The organism is Amorphus orientalis, assembly GCF_030814015.1.
GTDB classification, from domain to species: Bacteria; Pseudomonadota; Alphaproteobacteria; order Rhizobiales; family Amorphaceae; genus Amorphus; species Amorphus orientalis.
Genome location: NZ_JAUSUL010000002.1, coordinates 811,575 through 827,288, shown reverse-complemented (window position 1 = coordinate 827,288; position 15,714 = coordinate 811,575). Strand labels below are relative to the sequence as shown.

The 15,714-nt window shown below is 66.6% G+C and carries 14 protein-coding genes and 1 tRNA gene; 11 read left to right on the top strand and 4 right to left on the bottom strand.

Annotated features, from left to right (window positions below; all coding sequences use genetic code 11):
- Nucleotides 1-48 precede the first annotated feature (48 nt).
- Nucleotides 49-138: transfer RNA gene (locus J2S73_RS11625), tRNA-Ser, on the bottom strand.
- A gap of 159 nt (nt 139-297) precedes the next feature.
- On the opposite strand from J2S73_RS11625, the gene J2S73_RS11620 reads away from it, so the two are divergent.
- The 11 genes from J2S73_RS11620 to J2S73_RS11570 all read left to right on the top strand — a co-directional run bounded on the left by J2S73_RS11620 (nt 298) and on the right by J2S73_RS11570 (nt 10,515).
- The gene (locus J2S73_RS11620) at nt 298-687 is read left to right on the top strand and encodes a hypothetical protein (protein WP_306885700.1); all 390 of its coding nucleotides are present in this window, start codon (nt 298-300) and stop codon (nt 685-687) included.
- Nucleotides 688-960: 273 nt separating this feature from the next.
- The gene (locus J2S73_RS11615; protein WP_306885699.1) at nt 961-2,202 is read left to right on the top strand and encodes a septal ring lytic transglycosylase RlpA family protein; all 1,242 of its coding nucleotides are present in this window, start codon (nt 961-963) and stop codon (nt 2,200-2,202) included.
- A 125-nt stretch (nt 2,203-2,327) separates the two neighbouring features.
- Complete coding sequence (tmk, locus tag J2S73_RS11610; protein WP_306886304.1) at nt 2,328-2,978, top strand: dTMP kinase; 651 nt, start codon at nt 2,328-2,330, stop codon at nt 2,976-2,978.
- A 7-nt stretch (nt 2,979-2,985) separates the two neighbouring features.
- On the top strand, nt 2,986-4,083 hold the full coding sequence (locus J2S73_RS11605) for a DNA polymerase III subunit delta' (protein WP_306885698.1): 1,098 nt from the start codon (nt 2,986-2,988) through the stop codon (nt 4,081-4,083).
- A 33-nt stretch (nt 4,084-4,116) separates the two neighbouring features.
- The gene (gene metG, locus J2S73_RS11600) at nt 4,117-5,670 is read left to right on the top strand and encodes a methionine--tRNA ligase (RefSeq protein ID WP_306885697.1); all 1,554 of its coding nucleotides are present in this window, start codon (nt 4,117-4,119) and stop codon (nt 5,668-5,670) included.
- Between the two features lie 19 nt (nt 5,671-5,689).
- Nucleotides 5,690-6,481, top strand: coding sequence for a TatD family hydrolase (locus J2S73_RS11595; RefSeq protein ID WP_306885696.1), 792 nt, complete (start codon nt 5,690-5,692; stop codon nt 6,479-6,481).
- Entirely contained in the window at nt 6,478-7,287 is an 810-nt protein-coding gene (locus J2S73_RS11590; RefSeq protein WP_306885695.1) for an MBL fold metallo-hydrolase, read from the top strand. The genes J2S73_RS11595 and J2S73_RS11590 overlap by 4 nt, the downstream gene beginning before the upstream one ends.
- Before the next feature lie 480 nt (nt 7,288-7,767).
- Nucleotides 7,768-8,202, top strand: a complete 435-nt coding sequence (locus J2S73_RS11585; RefSeq protein WP_306885694.1) for a PACE efflux transporter — start codon at nt 7,768-7,770, stop codon at nt 8,200-8,202.
- Nucleotides 8,203-8,254: 52 nt separating this feature from the next.
- On the top strand, nt 8,255-8,566 hold the full coding sequence (locus tag J2S73_RS11580) for an Rdx family protein (protein WP_306885693.1): 312 nt from the start codon (nt 8,255-8,257) through the stop codon (nt 8,564-8,566).
- The gene (mazG, locus tag J2S73_RS11575; protein WP_306885692.1) at nt 8,563-9,390 is read left to right on the top strand and encodes a nucleoside triphosphate pyrophosphohydrolase; all 828 of its coding nucleotides are present in this window, start codon (nt 8,563-8,565) and stop codon (nt 9,388-9,390) included. Before J2S73_RS11580 ends, mazG begins: the two co-directional genes overlap by 4 nt.
- An 84-nt stretch (nt 9,391-9,474) precedes the next feature.
- A complete protein-coding gene (locus J2S73_RS11570) occupies nt 9,475-10,515 on the top strand; it encodes an asparaginase (RefSeq protein ID WP_306885691.1) in 1,041 nt (346 codons plus the stop codon).
- A 33-nt stretch (nt 10,516-10,548) separates the two neighbouring features.
- Here the strand turns inward: J2S73_RS11570 and J2S73_RS11565 are convergent, their stop codons facing one another.
- The 3 genes from J2S73_RS11565 to ppdK form a co-directional block, all read right to left on the bottom strand.
- A complete protein-coding gene (locus tag J2S73_RS11565; RefSeq protein WP_306885690.1) occupies nt 10,549-11,688 on the bottom strand; it encodes a cell wall hydrolase in 1,140 nt (379 codons plus the stop codon).
- A 167-nt stretch (nt 11,689-11,855) separates the two neighbouring features.
- Nucleotides 11,856-12,797, bottom strand: a complete 942-nt coding sequence (locus J2S73_RS11560) for an ArgK/MeaB family GTPase (protein WP_306885689.1) — start codon at nt 12,795-12,797, stop codon at nt 11,856-11,858.
- Nucleotides 12,798-12,837: 40 nt separating this feature from the next.
- Entirely contained in the window at nt 12,838-15,510 is a 2,673-nt protein-coding gene (gene ppdK, locus J2S73_RS11555; protein WP_306885688.1) for a pyruvate, phosphate dikinase, read from the bottom strand.
- Between the last annotated feature and the right edge of the window lie 204 nt (nt 15,511-15,714).

The window sequence follows — 15,714 nt, the reverse complement described above, 5'->3', positions numbered from 1 at the left end:
CGGAGCCTCGCCCGCAGGGTTGGTGTGGCGGCTGCGCGCAAACAAGGATGGCGGAGGAGGTGGGATTCGAACCCACGAGACGGTTGCCCGCCTGCCGGTTTTCAAGACCGGTGCCTTCAACCACTCGGCCACTCCTCCGTATCGAGCACCTGTAGCGGGCTCCGCCCCGATTCAGCAAGACAATCCCGGTGCCGATGAGCGGATGGGGGTCGTTCAGCTTGCCGTGAACGGTGGATCCGGAGGAGGGGCGTGCGCGTAGACCCGGTGTTCGACCCTGCAACCGGAGGACCAACCGCAATGCCGCTCCGACACCTTCCGATCATCGTGGCCGCCGTTCTGGCGCCGACCATCGTGCTTGGCCAGGGTGCGACCCTGTCCGGCTCGGAGATCCGCAGCCAGATCTCGGGGAAAAGAGTCTATCTTGCCACCCCGTTCGGCGGCGAGTTCCCGCTCTACTATCAGGCCAACGGGACTGTCGACGGATCAGGCGAAGCGCTCGGGCTCGGCCGCTACATGCGTCCGGAGGATTCCGGCAAGTGGTGGATCACCGGCAACCAGCTCTGCCAGCAATGGACCAGCTGGTACGATGGCAAACAGTTCTGCTTCACGCTCAAGGACGGGGAGGGGGACCGCCTCTACTGGACCCGCGATGACGGCCTGACGGGGCGCGCGCGCATCGGAAACTAGCCCGCCGGCAACGGCGGATCCGATGGATTTCCGCGACCGCGTTTAGAGCTTCTTAGCTCTCCCGAGCGCGGTCTGTGGCACACGTCACATTGCCGCCCTATTCTGACCTGAGACGAGAGAGGTTAATGCACACCGCGTGCGGCCCAATCGGCGTGCGCAGGACCACGAATAACGATCCAAACGCACGGGCGGTCGCTCATGACGGCAAATCAATCGTGGACAACCTGCGCTCATTCTGGCTCAAAGGCCGCAACTGCCAAACGGAAGGTGTCGGTGTCCTCACCTCTATTCAAGATCTGCGTGGTCGTCGCCGGCTGCGCCGTCCTCGCCGCCTGCAACTCGACCTCCAGCCAGAAGGCCGAGATCGACCCGAAGTACGGCGTGCCGCCCAGCCCGCGCGTTATCGGATCCGGCAAGCCGATCCCGAAGGGTGGCGGCCGCGAGATGGTCGGCAAGCCCTACAAGGTCGGCGGCCGCTGGTATAAGCCGAAGGAAGATCCGGACTACGAGGCCGTCGGAATGGCCTCCTGGTACGGGGCTGCCTTTCACGGACGCCTGACGGCCAACGGCGAAGTGTTCGACGCGAACAGCCTGACGGCGGCGCATACGACCATGCCGCTGCCGTCCTATGCACGGGTGACCAATCTCAAGAACGGCCGGTCCATCATCGTTCGCGTGAACGATCGCGGCCCGTTCCACTCCAGCCGCATCATCGATTTGTCGCACCGGGCGGCCGACGTTCTTGCCTTCCGCAACGATGGCGTCGCCAAGGTGAAGGTCCAGTATGTCGGGCCGGCCCGCCTCGACGGCAAGGACGAGGACTTCCTGCTTGCCAGCTACCAGGATCCCGCGTCCGGCAACAAGGCACCCGCCCGCACCGCGCCGGTGAAGAGCGCTCCGGAACGGGGCGTGCTGCTGGCCTCCAAGCAGACCAAGCCGAAACGCACCGGTGCACGGCTCGAACAGCGCAAGCACGCGGAACCGCCGAGTTCCGCAACCGGCGCTCTGATCGCCTACTACCGCGACAACCCGCGCCCGAACCGTCCGATCCCGAGCCCGGGCGGCCCGCCGCCGATTGCGTCGTCCTCGAAGCCGGCGAACCCGGCTCCCGTCCGACAGGAAGCCCCGCGGGCCGTTGCCAGCGACACCTCCGAGTCCTTGCCGGGCGTTGCCGCTTCCGAACCGGAGACGCTGCCGGCCGCATCTCAGCCCGCAGCGGCGCCGGCGCCCTCGCAGACCGCGCCTGCCGAGCAGCAGGGTGATCCGATGGCGCAGCTGGTTGAACTCGCGTCGGCGGAAGACACGGTCGCTGACCAGGATTCCAAACCCGCGGCGTTCGCCGAGCCCACCCAAGTGGCCAGCCTCGCCGAACCGACTGTCGCCGACGACAGCGACCCGATCGCGTCCCGGATTACGGCGGCCTACGCCACCATGGGCGCGTCTGGCGGTGGCCTGGACACCAACGCGATCGCGTCCGCAGCGGCCAAGAGCAGCTCCGCCTCCGCCGTCCAATGACCGGCGTTGCGGAGGCAGGCAATGACGTTCGGGGCGCCTATCGTGCCCCGGCCGACCTCGGGGCGGCCGCCTCCGCTCACTCCGGCCCTGACCGAACCTCCGCCCCGTCACGGGAAGACGCAGACCTGCGGCCTGTCCGCGGACGCTTCATCACATTCGAAGGCGGGGAGGGGACCGGCAAGACCACCCAGCTCCGGGCGCTTGCCCATCGTCTCGGCGATCTCGGTCTCAAGACGGTCATGACACGTGAACCCGGCGGCACGTCGGGAGCGGAACTTGTCCGCGAGCTCGTCCTTTCGGGTGCCGCGAAACCGTTCGGCGCCGAGGCCGAAGCCGTCCTGTTCTCCGCTGCCAGGATCGACCACGTCGACCGCAGGATCAGGCCGGCGCTGGCCACGGGCTCATGGGTCCTGTGCGACCGCTTTACCGATTCCACGCGCGTCTATCAGGGGCTTTCCGGCGTGGAAGCGCCGATCCTGAATGCCATGGAGCGCATCTCCCTGGACGGCGTGCGCCCGGACCTCACCATCGTCCTGGATCTCGACCCGGAGATCGGCCGGGCGCGTGCCGCCTCCCGGCGCGGCGACGATGCAGCCGACCGTTTCGAGAGCGAAGCGGCCGAGATCGACGAGGCGCGGAGGCGGGCGTTCAAGCGTCTGGCCAAGTCGGATCCGAAACGCTGCGTCGTCATCGACGCCAGCCTGCCATCGCCCGAAGTATCCGATCTGGTCTGGCGGACCGTCGTCGACCGGCTCCACCCGGCCCGCTACGTCTGAGCGGCCCATGGCGCGCGCGACCACAAAAGCCGACGATCCGCCGCCCGAGCCCGATCAGGTCGGGGACTGGCCCGTTCCGCGACACCAGACCGTCCTTCACGGACACCACCAGGTCGAGGAAGACCTGATCGCCGCCTACCGGGGCGGGCGGCTGCACCACGCTCTGCTTCTGACGGGGCCTGAGGGAATCGGAAAGGCGACGCTCGCCTTCCGCTTTGCCCGCTTCGTTCTGGCTCATCCCGATCCGGCGGACCCGGCGCTGGACTCGGCCACCGACCTTTCGATTCCCGAGACCCATCCGGTCTTCCGCCAGGTGGCGACCGGCGCCCACCCGGGCCTCCTGCATCTGCGCCGCCCCTACGATGACAAGACAAAGAAGTTCAGGGGCGAGATCACGGTCGACGAGGTGAGGCGGATCGTGCCCTATTTCGGCTCGACCTCCGCCCATGGCGGCTATCGCATCGTTATCGTCGACGTGGCCGACGATTTGAACGTCAATGCGGCCAACGCGCTCCTGAAGTCGCTCGAGGAGCCGCCGCGTCAGGCCCTCTTCCTCCTGGTTTGCCACGTTCCAGGCCGGCTGCTGCCGACCATCCGGTCGCGCTGCCGGCGGATCGATCTCAGACCGCTCTCCGGCGACCAGATGAAATCGGCGCTCGTCGGCATGGGGGCCGACAAGGCTCACGATTCGGAGGCTGTCGACGTTGCGGCGGATCTCGCGGATGGCAGCCTGCGGCGGGCTTTGACCCTGCTTGAGGCCGGAGGCGTGGGGCTGCAGCACGCAGTAACCGACATCCTCTCCAACCTGCCCAGGCTGGACGAGGCGGCGCTCCACCGGCTGGCCGACCGGACATCGGGACCGGGCTCGGATGCGACCTTCGATCTGCTGGTGGACCTCGTGTCCGACTGGCTGTCCAAGAAGGTGCGCGCGGACGCGACAACGCAGCCCCCGGCGGCGCTTGCCGGGTGGGCCGAGGTATGGGAAAAGACCGCTCACGCCGTCGGCGTCGCCGAGGCGTTCAACCTCGACCGCAAGCAGGTTGTCCTCAACCTCTTTCATGATATCGCGGAGGTCGACCGGACGGCACGGGCGCGCGCGTCCTGATCGGACGGATTTATCCCGCGGTTCCCGGATGCCATGACCGATCGCCCTGCGTATTACATCACGACCGCCATTTCCTATCCGAACGGTGCGCCCCATATCGGCCATGCGTATGAGGTGATCGCCACCGACGCGCTGGCCCGGTTCAAGCGCCTCGACGGCTATGACGTCTTCTTCCTGACCGGCACCGACGAGCACGGCCAGAAGATGCAGCAGACCGCGGCCCGCGAAGGTATCAGCGCACGCGAGTTCGCCGATCGGCAGGCGCCGCGTTTCGCGGCGATGGCGGCCGAGCTCAACTGCTCCAACGATGATTTCATCCGCACCACGGAGCCGCGCCATGCCGCGGCCAGCCAGGCGATCTGGGAGCGGATGGCAGAGGCCGGCGACATCTACAAGGACAGCTACTCCGGCTGGTACTCGGTTCGCGACGAGGCCTACTACCAGGAAAACGAGACGGTCCTTGGCGACGATGGCGTGCGCCGCGGCCCCCAGGGCACGCCTGTGGAATGGGTCGAGGAGGAAAGCTACTTCTTCCGGCTCTCCGCCTATCAGGAACCGCTGCTTGCGCACTACCGGGACAACCCGGCCTTCATCGGTCCCGACGAGCGGCGCAACGAGGTGGTCCGGTTCGTGGAGGGCGGCCTGAGAGACCTCTCGATCTCCCGCACGACCTTCGACTGGGGCGTTCCCGTGCCCGGCGACGACCGCCACGTGATGTATGTGTGGGTCGACGCGCTGACCAACTACCTGACCGGTATCGGCTATCCCGATACCGATTCGGCGTCCTACAAGCGGTTCTGGCCGGCCGACCTGCACGTGATCGGCAAGGACATCATCCGCTTCCACACCGTCTACTGGCCCGCCTTCCTGATGTCGGCCGGACTTCCGCTGCCCAAACGCGTCTACGGACACGGCTTCCTGTTCAATCGCGGGGAGAAGATGTCCAAGTCGGTGGGCAACGTGATCGATCCGTTCGCCCTGTCGGAGACTTACGGCGTCGACCAGCTGCGCTATTTCTTCCTGCGCGAGGTCCCGTTCGGACAGGACGGCAACTATTCCCACGATGCGATCGTCGGCCGCATCAACGCCGATCTCGCCAACGATCTCGGCAATCTGGCTCAGCGTTCACTGTCCATGATCGCGAAACACTGCGAGGGCAGGGTGCCGGAATACGGTGCCTTCTCGTCGGCCGACGAGGAAATCCTGGCCGCCGCCGACGCGCTTCTGGAGACCTGCCGGAAGGCGATCGAGGTCCAGGCGCTCCATACCGCCCTGGCCGCGATCTTCCAGGTGGTTGCCGATGCCAACCGGTACTTCGCGGCGAGTGAACCCTGGGCGCTGCGCAAGAGCGATCCGGAGCGGATGAAGACCGTCCTCTACGTGACCGCGGAGGTGCTGCGGCAGGTTGGCATCCTGATGCAGCCGATCACGCCGGCAGCGGCCGGCCGGCTGCTTTCCATTCTCGGCCTCGCCGACGATCGCCGCAGCTTCTCGGAGCTCGCCGGTGCGGGCCGTCTTTCGCCCGGCGGGGCTCTGCCCAAACCCGAACCCGTCTTTCCCCGGTTCGTGGAACCGGAAACCGAATAGAGCGTTCAGCGACCTTCTTATGATTGTCGACAGTCACTGCCATCTCGATTTCCCGGACTTCGCGGACGAGCGCGATGCGATCATTGAACGCGCCCGTGCCGCTGGCGTCGGCACGATGGTCACCATCTCCACGCGCGTCGCGAAATTCGATCAGGTGAGGGAGGTCGCGGAGGCCTATCCCGACGTGTTCTGCTCCGTCGGCACGCATCCGCACAACGCCGGCGAAGAGACCGATGTCACGACCGAGATGCTGGTCGATCTGGCGCGGCACCCGAAGGTGGTCGCCATCGGGGAGGCGGGTCTCGACTATCACTACGACTATTCGCCACGCGAGGCCCAGGCGGAAGGCTTCCGGCGTCATATCGCGGCCGCGCGGGAGACCGGACTGCCACTGGTCATCCATGCGCGGGAAGCCGACGAGGACGTGGCCCGGATCCTGAAAACCGCCCATGACGAGGACGGTCCGTTTCCGGCGATCCTCCATTGTTTCTCGTCGGGCCGGAGCCTCGCGATGACCGGGGTCGAGCTCGGTCTGTATGTCTCGTTCTCCGGCATCCTCACGTTCAAGACCGCCGAAGAGATCCGGGAAGTCGCCCGCGACGTACCGGCAGACAGACTGCTGGTGGAAACGGACGCGCCCTATCTCGCACCCGTACCGTTTCGGGGTAAGCGGAACGAGCCGGCCTTCGTCGCGAAGACCGCCGATGTGCTCGCCGATGTCCGGGGTGTCTCGTCAGAGGAGATAGCGGCCATCACGACTGATAATTTTTTCCGGTTGTTCTCGAAGGTTCCGCGGCCGGCGGTCCAATGAATAGCTTGAAATTCACGATCCTGGGCTGCGGCTCGTCCGGCGGTGTCCCGCGCATCGGCAACGACTGGGGCGCGTGCGATCCGGCAAACCCGAAGAACCGGCGCAGGCGCTGCTCGCTGCTGGTCGAACGCCGCTCGGAAACCGGCGTGACGACCGTGCTGATCGACACGGGTCCGGACCTGCGCGAACAGATCAACGACGCTGGCGCCGGCAGCCTGGACGCCGTCTTCTACACGCACGCGCACGCGGATCATATTCACGGCATCGACGACCTGCGCGGCCTGGCTCTCAAGGAGCGCAAGCGGGTGGACGTCTATCTCGACCATTCCACGTCGGCGCGCGCCCACAAGGCGTTCGACTACTGCTTCGTCACGCCCGAAGGCTCCGGCTATCCGCCGATCCTGAACGAACACCGGCTGCACCCTGGAACGCCCGTTGCGGTGCGCGGACCTGGCGGCGTCGTGACGGTCCTGCCGTTCCAGCAGCATCACGGTGACATCGATTCACTCGGCTTCCGGATCGGCAATGTGGCGTACTCCAGCGATCTCCACGACCTGCCGGCCGCGAGCCTGGACCACCTCAAGGGCCTCGATGTCTGGATGGTCGACGCGCTGCGCTATACGCCGCACCGCAGCCATTTCACCGTTGCCGAGGCGCTCGGCTGGATCGAACGTCTGAAGGTGAAGCGCGGCATCCTCACCAATCTCCATCTCGACCTCGACTTCGACACGCTGGCGGCCGAGCTGCCGGAAGGCGTCGAACCGGCCTACGACATGATGACCTTCGAGGTCGCGCTTTCCGGCTGAGCCGTCCGCCGTCGTCATGGCGGCGTTCCGGACCGGCGCTCGGCTTGCGGGGCGACTTCAGACACCGGCGCCATGCCGTTGAGGGCGCAGTCTTTTCGCATCGATGCGCGAGGTCCCAACATGGCCGATACGATCACGTCGCCACAGACTGGATCCATCCCCGGGACCACGGATACAGGTGCTGTTTTGGTTCCATAATGCATCTTATGCGACTCGCAGGTGCGCGTGCGGGCGCGCACGAATAAAGCGCAACCACCGCCCGCGCGCTCCGAGCGCGCTGTGTCATCGCGGGCTTGCCCCCTGCACCGGCTGCACCTGCTCCTATCCGGGCCGCATTCGTTCGCATTCGGATGTCCGGATCCGATAGGTCTTGTGGCGAGCCTCCCGCCCAGCTAGATGCCGGTCATCGGTGTGAGGACGACCTCGCGCAGCACCCATGTCCATCAGTCGGGACGGCCCGAACCCAAAACGGAGAAATCCATGCGTTCGGTTGCCGACCGGATCCGTCACACATTGTCCTTCGAGATCATCGGCCTGGCGCTCGTCACGCCGCTGGGTACGCTCGTGATCGACAAGCCGTTGGTCGATATCGGCGCCGTCGCGTTGGGCAGCTCGGTCGTCGCGACGGCCTGGAACTACATCTACAATCTCGGCTTCGACACTGCGCTCCTGCGTCTGCGCGGCGACCCGCGGAAAACAGTTCCGCTGCGTGTCGTTCACGCACTGCTGTTTGAAGCCGGCCTGCTCCTGATCCTGCTGCCCCTGATCGCCTGGTATCTGGGGATCAGCCTCTGGCAGGCGCTGGTGATGGACCTCTTCTTCGTCGCCTTTTACATCGTCTACGCCTTCATCTTTAACTGGCTGTATGACCTGGTGTTTCCGATTCCCATGGAGCCGACATCCCGATCCGGCTGACCGGCTGCGTTGCCCCGTCCGCTGAAGCACATCAACGGAGACACGTCCTGAGATGTCCGAAAAGCCGCATGTGACCATCACCTACTGCCGCCAGTGCAACTGGCTGCTCCGCTCGGCCTGGATGGCGCAGGAACTGCTCTCCACCTTTTCCGAGGAACTCGGCGCCGTCACGCTGGTGCCGGCCACCGGCGGGGCATTCCGCATCGAGGTCGACGGAGCGCTGATCTGGGAACGGGTTCAAGATGGCGGCTTCCCGGACGTGAAGGCGCTCAAGGGGCGGGTGCGCGACCTGGTGGACCCGGACCGCGATCTGGGCCATGTGGATCGGACCAAGCCCGCAACCGGACCCGACGAGACGGCATGACCCCTTCGCGCGATATCGCAACCCTGCTCGCCATCATGGCCCGTCTCAGGGACCCGGACACCGGCTGCCCCTGGGACGTCAAGCAGTCGTTCGAAACGATCGTGCCCTATACGATCGAGGAAGCCTACGAGGTGGCCGACGCCGTGCAGCAGGGCGACCGGGAAGATCTCAGGGACGAGCTTGGCGATCTCCTGCTTCAGGTGGTCTTCCACGCCCAGATGGCCGACGAGGAAGGCGCCTTCGATTTCGGCGGCGTGGTGGAAGCCATCACTGAGAAGCTCGTGCGCCGTCACCCGCACGTCTTCGGGGATGCACGCGATCTTCCGCCCGAGCGCGTCAAGGCGCTCTGGGACGAGATCAAGGCCGAAGAAAAGCGCCTCAAGGCCGAGCGAAGCCCGCAGACCGGGCAGGTCTCGTCCAGCAGTCTCGACGGCGTGCCGCTTGCCCTGCCCGCTTTGACCCGGGCGGAGAAGCTGCAGAAGAAGGCCGCCAAGGTGGGCTTCGACTGGGGTGCTCCGGCCCCGGTCATCGCCAAGATCCGCGAGGAGATCGAGGAACTTGAGGCGGAGATCGAGGCGGGTCCCCCGGCGCAGCAGCGGATCGGCGAAGAGATCGGCGATCTTCTGTTTGCCGTCGCCAACCTCGCCCGCCATCTGGACGTGGATCCGGAAGCGGCGCTGCGCGGCACCAACGAGAAGTTCCGCCGCCGCTTTACCCATATCGAAACCGCGCTCGCAGACGACGGCCGACGGCCCGAGGACGCGACGCTGGAAGAAATGGAAGCCCACTGGCAGGCGGCCAAGGCCCGGGAAAGGGCAGACTGACGCTGCAACAGGCGCTCCAAAGACGGATGGACCGGACGCGCGGCGTCTGCGAAGCTCCGGCGCGTCTCATCGGGAACCCTGATCATGACCAATCCCGTTCTCATCGAAGTGACCCGCGGCGATCTGGTGGAGAGCCAGCACCGCGGTACGGTGGCGATCGTCGGCGGCGGCGGAGCGCTGCACCTCGGTCTCGGGGCGACGGACCTGCCGGTCTTTCCCCGATCCGCCGTGAAGATCTTCCAGGCGCTTCCCCTCGTGGAGAGCGGCGCGGCCGATGCGTTCGGCCTCAGCGATGCGGAGCTCGCGCTGGCGTGTGCGTCCCACGACGGCGAAGAGGGCCATGTCGCCTGCGCCCATTCGATCCTGTCGAAGGTTGGGCTGGACGAAAGCGCCCTCGCCTGCGGCACCCAGTGGCCGGCGCGCGGCGAGGATCAGGATCGCATCCGCCGGGCCGGCAAAGAGCCGAGCGCGGCCCACAACAACTGTTCCGGCAAGCACGCCGGCTTTCTGTGTGCCTGCGTCCACAACGGATGGCCCGTCGAAGGCTATGAGACGCGCGACCACCCGCTCCAGCGCCAAATCCACGACATTCTCGAGGAGATGACCGGGGCAACGCTTTCGGACGATGTGTGTGCGATCGACGGCTGCTCGATCCCGACCTGGGCGATCCCGCCCGAGCGGCTGGCCCTCGCCTTCGCCCGGGCGGCCAGCGGCCGGGATCTCTCGGAGCAGCGCATGGCGGCGCTGACGCGGCTTCGAAAAGCCTGTGCAGCCCATCCGTTCGAGGTCGACGCCACAGGCGGGTTCTGCACCGAGGTCATGACCCGCTTCCGCGAGAAGGTCTATGTGAAGGTCGGGGCCGAAGGCGTCTTCTGTGCCGCCCTGCCCGATCGCAAGCTCGGCGTTGCCATCAAGATCGACGACGGCGGAACCCGGGGGTCCGAGGCGGCCATGGCCACCGTTCTTCAGGCGCTTCTGGCCGAGACCGAGGAGGACCGCGCCTTTCTCGATCGATGGGCACGCACGCCCGTCGAAACCCGCCGCGGCGTCAAGGCCGGAACGGTCCGGCCCGGTGACGATTTCTCTCACGCAATCAGGAAGTTGGAAGACACTTCTGCGTGCTGATGTCCGCTCGGCGGCCGGATACCGGGATACCCGTCAGGTCCAGTCGCCGCCGAACGTCAGATAGAAGACGTGATCGCCGATCCGCTCGAGGCGCTTCATCGTCGGCGCCCACTTCGGCTTCACGTAGGTCGCATGGTAGTGCGTCGACGCGCCGATCTCCGGCAGCCACATGGTCTCGTTCGTGTAGCCTTCGGCGATCTCCATCGCCGTGCTCCAGGAATGCTGGTCGCGGACGACGTCCCGGACGCGGTCGCAGGCGAAGGAGAACTGGCAGCGATTGAACCAGCTCTTGTTCTGGTAGACCACGCCGCAGATCGTGTCGGGATAGGCGGGGTTCTTCACCCGGTTCATCACCACCTGGGCGACACCCATCTGGCCCAGACGGCTTTCGCTGCGCGCCTCGAAATAGATGGCCTCCGCCAGGCATTTGACCTGACGCTCGTCGCGCACCTCCTTCGGAAGCGGACGGTCGGACCACCAGTGGTCGAGCGGACCGGGAGCCTTGGCCGTCCCCGGCGCGCCGAGAAGGGACTCGAACGGGGCATTCAGATCGACGCCGCCAGCCGGCGCGTAAGCGGAGACCAGCGACGCACTCGTCGCAGCGCTCGCCGCGGCCATGAAGCGGGCACCGGCTGCCGCCGCATCCGCATCGTTCTCGACGCCTGTACTGGCGGCTGCCAGCAGGCTCTGCGCGCCGCCGGCCCCGTCGAACACGCGCGGCTGAACGAACGAAACACGCGGAAAGTCCCGCGAGGATCCCGCACTCAGAAGACTGACGGCGGTCGCCACCGAACCGGCGCCGAGATCGCGCTCGGCCAGTGCGGGTTTGACGTCGGCCAGAAGGTCGCCCTTCCCGGCTTTCCCGGTACGCACGGAGAGGGTCTCGACCGAAAGGTCGACCTTCGCCTCGGCCAGTCCGAGATGCTCGAACTCGCCGGAGCCGGCGAGTGCGACCTGGGCACCTCGCCCGGCCTTCGCGCTACCGTCCTCTCGGGAATAGACGAAGGTGGGCTCCATCGATTCGCCGTAGGGCGCGGCGACGATCCGCGCCATGTAGCGCGGCGCGTCCTTCTGGGAGAGCATGTAGGCGACAACGTCCTGTTGGCCGACCTGCCCGCCGATGAGCATCAGGGCCGCCGCGGAGAGCGGCAGACGGCGGGCGATAAGACGCATGGAGGCTGTCGCACGCGGCAACGACACGGGGATACGCAAGACCAGGGTCCCTCAAGCAGACGCTACGCGAAGTGGTCGGCAGCCTCTGAGGCCAACCGAGGAGTTATTCACGATGGTCTGCGATCACGGTTGCCAACCCGTTAAGCGATCCGGTCTTTTTTGATCGATCACCCCGGGTCGAGTTTCGAACCAAGGGTGGCAGATGCCTCGGCAATGCGTCGAAAGGGTGATGCCGCCGCCGCGCCCCTGTCGATGGTCGACCAGAGCGCCAGCCCGGCGGTGCCGAAGCGATCACGCACCGCGTCGACCACCCACGCCTCCTCCTGCTCCCGCCTGCGATGCGCAAGCCGGCCCTCTTCAGCGAGCCATGCCTGGTGTTCGTCCACGGCGGCGTGCAGCGCCTCGAGGCCGCTGGCAGTGGTGGCGGACAGGGTCAGCACGCGCGGGTGCCAGTCGCTGAATTCAGCCGCGAGGGAGAGCGCGCCTTCCACGTCGGCGCGGGCCCGCTTCGCCGGTGCGCCGAGATCCGCCTTGGTGACGGCGACCACGTCGGGCAGCTCCATCACCCCGGCCTTCATGAACTGAAGCGAATCGCCCGAACCGGGCTGAACGCACAGAACGACGGTGTCGGCCACCAGCGCGATGTCCGCTTCCGACTGCCCGATCCCCACCGTCTCGACAATGACGAGATCGAACAGGGCCCGCATCAGAACCGTTGCCGCGATCGCCGAATCGGACAGGCCGCCCAGCCGGTCGCGGGCGGCGAAGGAGCGGACGAACACCTGATCGTCGTCCGGGTTCGTCCGCAGCCGGGTCCGGTCGCCGAGAAGCGCGCCCATCGTCCGCCGGGACGACGGATCCACGGCGATCACCGCGACGGACCGGCCCCGCGCCCGCGCATCGGCGATCAGCACGTTCGTCAGGGTCGACTTGCCGACGCCCGGCGGACCGGTGAGCCCAAGGACCAGCCCTTTCGGATCGCGCAGGGCAGCGTCCAGAAGGGCGGCCTGACGGATCGCGCCGTCGCGCCGTTCGACGGCCGCCAGCGCCCGGGCGACGCCGGCTTTTCCGGCGTCGCGGATCGCATCGAGTGTGAGGTCCGTTGCCATCCGCTGTCCGGTCCCGGCGCGCCTGGTCGGTCCGCTCCGGCTACGCCTTCATCGCCTTCAGGGCGGCCTGGGCGGCAGCCAGCCGCGCGATCGGCACCCGGAACGGCGAGCACGACACGTAATCGAGCCCCACCGTTTCGCAGAAGGCGATGGACGCCGGATCGCCGCCATGCTCGCCGCAGATGCCGAGCTTGATGTCCGGCCGCGTCTGGCGGCCGCGCTCGACGCCGATCTTCACCAGCGCGCCGACGCCCTCGATATCCATCGACACGAACGGATCCGTCTCGAAGATGTTCTGCGCCTGATAGGTGGGCAGGAACGACGCCGCATCGTCACGCGAGATACCGAAGGTGGTCTGGGTCAGGTCGTTGGTGCCGAACGAGAAGAAGTGGGCGCTTTCGGCGATCTTGTCGGCGATCAGACAGGCCCGCGGCAGTTCCACCATCGTGCCCACGTCGTACTGGATCTCCTGCCCAGCCTCCTTGGCGACGGTCTCGGCCACCGCGTCGATCCGGGCCTTCACGATATCCAGTTCGGCCTTCAGGCCCACCAGCGGGATCATGATCTCCGGACGGACGGGATTGCCGGTCCGCTTGCCGGCCTCGACGGCCGCCTCGAAGATCGCCCGCGCCTGCATCTCGGCAATCTCCGGATAGGAAACCGCCAGCCGGCAGCCGCGATGGCCCAGCATCGGGTTGAATTCCTCCAGCTGCTCCAGACGCCGCTTCAGCTTGGTCTTGGAGACGCCGATGGCCGAGGCGACCTCCTCGATCTCCTCCGGGCTCTTGGGAAGGAACTCGTGAAGCGGCGGATCGAGAAGCCGGATGGTGACCGGAAGCCCCGCCATGATCTCGAACAGCTCGACGAAGTCGGAGCGCTGCATCGGCAGGAGCTTGTCGAGCGCGGCGCGACGTCCCTCCTCGGTGTCAGCCACGATCATCTCGCGCATGTCGCCGATGCGCTCGGCATCGAAGAACATGTGCTCCGTCCGGCACAGCCCGATCCCCTCGGCCCCGAAGTCGCGGGCAGCCCGGGCATCGGCCGGGGTTTCGGCATTGGTGCGCACCCGCATCCGGCGCACCTTGTCGGCCCACTCCATCAGCCGCGCGAAGTCGCCGGACAGTTCCGGCTTCAGCATCGGAACCGAGCCGGCCAGCACCTGGCCGTTGGCACCGTCGATGGTGATGATCTCGCCGGCCTTCAGGGTCTTTCCGGCCGACGTGAGCGTCCCGGCCTGGTAGTCGACCCGGATGCCGCCCGCACCCGAGACGCACGGCTTGCCCATGCCGCGGGCCACCACGGCCGCATGGCTGGTCATGCCGCCGCGGGTGGTCAGGATGCCTTCGGCCGCATGCATGCCGTGGATGTCTTCTGGGCTGGTTTCGATGCGCACCAGGATCACCGCCTTGCCCTGGTTGGCGAGCCGCTCCGCCTCATCGGAGGAGAAGACGATCTCGCCGGACGCCGCCCCCGGAGACGCCGGCAGTCCGGTGGCCACCACGTTGCGTTCGGCGGCGGGATCGATCGTCGGATGCAGAAGCTGATCGAGGGAGGCCGGATCGACGCGGGTGACGGCCTCTTCCTCCGTGATCAGGCCTTCGTCGACCATGTCGACCGCGATCTTCAGGGCCGCCTTGGCCGTCCGCTTGCCGCTGCGCGTCTGCAGCATCCACAGCTTGCCGCGTTCGATGGTGAACTCAACGTCCTGCATTTCCCGGTAGTGGCGCTCGAGCCGGTTGCAGATGTCCCGGAATTCCTGGAACGCCTCCGGCATCGCCTGCTCCAGCGACGGCTTCTCCGGGGCGCTCGATTCCATCCGCGCTTCCTCGGTGATCGCCTGGGGCGTGCGGATGCCGGCGACCACGTCCTCGCCCTGGGCGTTGACCAGGAACTCGCCGTAGAGCTTGTTTTCGCCGGTCGACGGGTTGCGGGTGAACGCGACGCCGGTGGCCGAGGTGTCGCCCATGTTGCCGAACACCATGGCCTGGACGTTCACGGCGGTCCCCCAGCTCTCGGGGATCTGGTGAAGCCGGCGATAGGTGATCGCGCGCGCGTTCATCCAGGACCCGAACACGGCGCCGATGGCGCCCCAGAGCTGGTCCCGCGGATCCTGGGGAAAGGGCTTGCCGAGCTGGTCGACGACGAGCTGCTTGTAGCGCTCGATGATCGTCTGCCAGTCGTCCGCCGTCAGATCGGTGTCGAGATTGAGGCTCTTCTCATCTTTGTAGGTTTCGAGGATTGCCTCGAAATCGTGGTGCTCCAGACCCATCACCACGTCGCCGTACATCTGGATGAAGCGGCGATAGGAATCGTAGGCGAACCGGGCATCGCCGGCATCTTCGGCCAGCGCTCCGACGGTGTCGTCGTTGAGCCCCAGATTGAGCACGGTGTCCATCATGCCAGGCATGGAGACCCGGGCGCCGGACCGGACCGATACGAGCAGCGGCTTGCTCATGTCGCCGAAGCGGCGGCCGGTGGTCTTGCCGACCTTGTCCAGCGCGTCCTCGACCTGTGCCTTGAGTTCGTCCGGATAGGTGCCGTCGGTCTTGGTGAAGTGAGTGCAGACCTCGGTGGTGATCGTAAAGCCGGGCGGAACCGGCACGCCGCTGTTCGACATCTCGGCAAGGTTCGCACCCTTGCCACCGAGGAGATCACGCATTCCGGCGGTGCCTTCGGCAGCTCCGTCACCGAACGTGTAGACCCACTTGTGCATCACTCGTCCTTCTTCGCCGGCTGATATTCGCCCGGAGACTTGTGTCGTCCGGGGGCCGCGCCCTGCCCGGCGTACATGCGCGGCCACAGAGCGAAAGCATGGAGGCCGAGGCAAAGGCAAGCCTTGTTGCAGCCTGTTCCCGCTTCCGATCACGAATCCGAAGCCGAAATGGCCTCACCTTGCGCGGTCCCGGGAAAAGCCCCA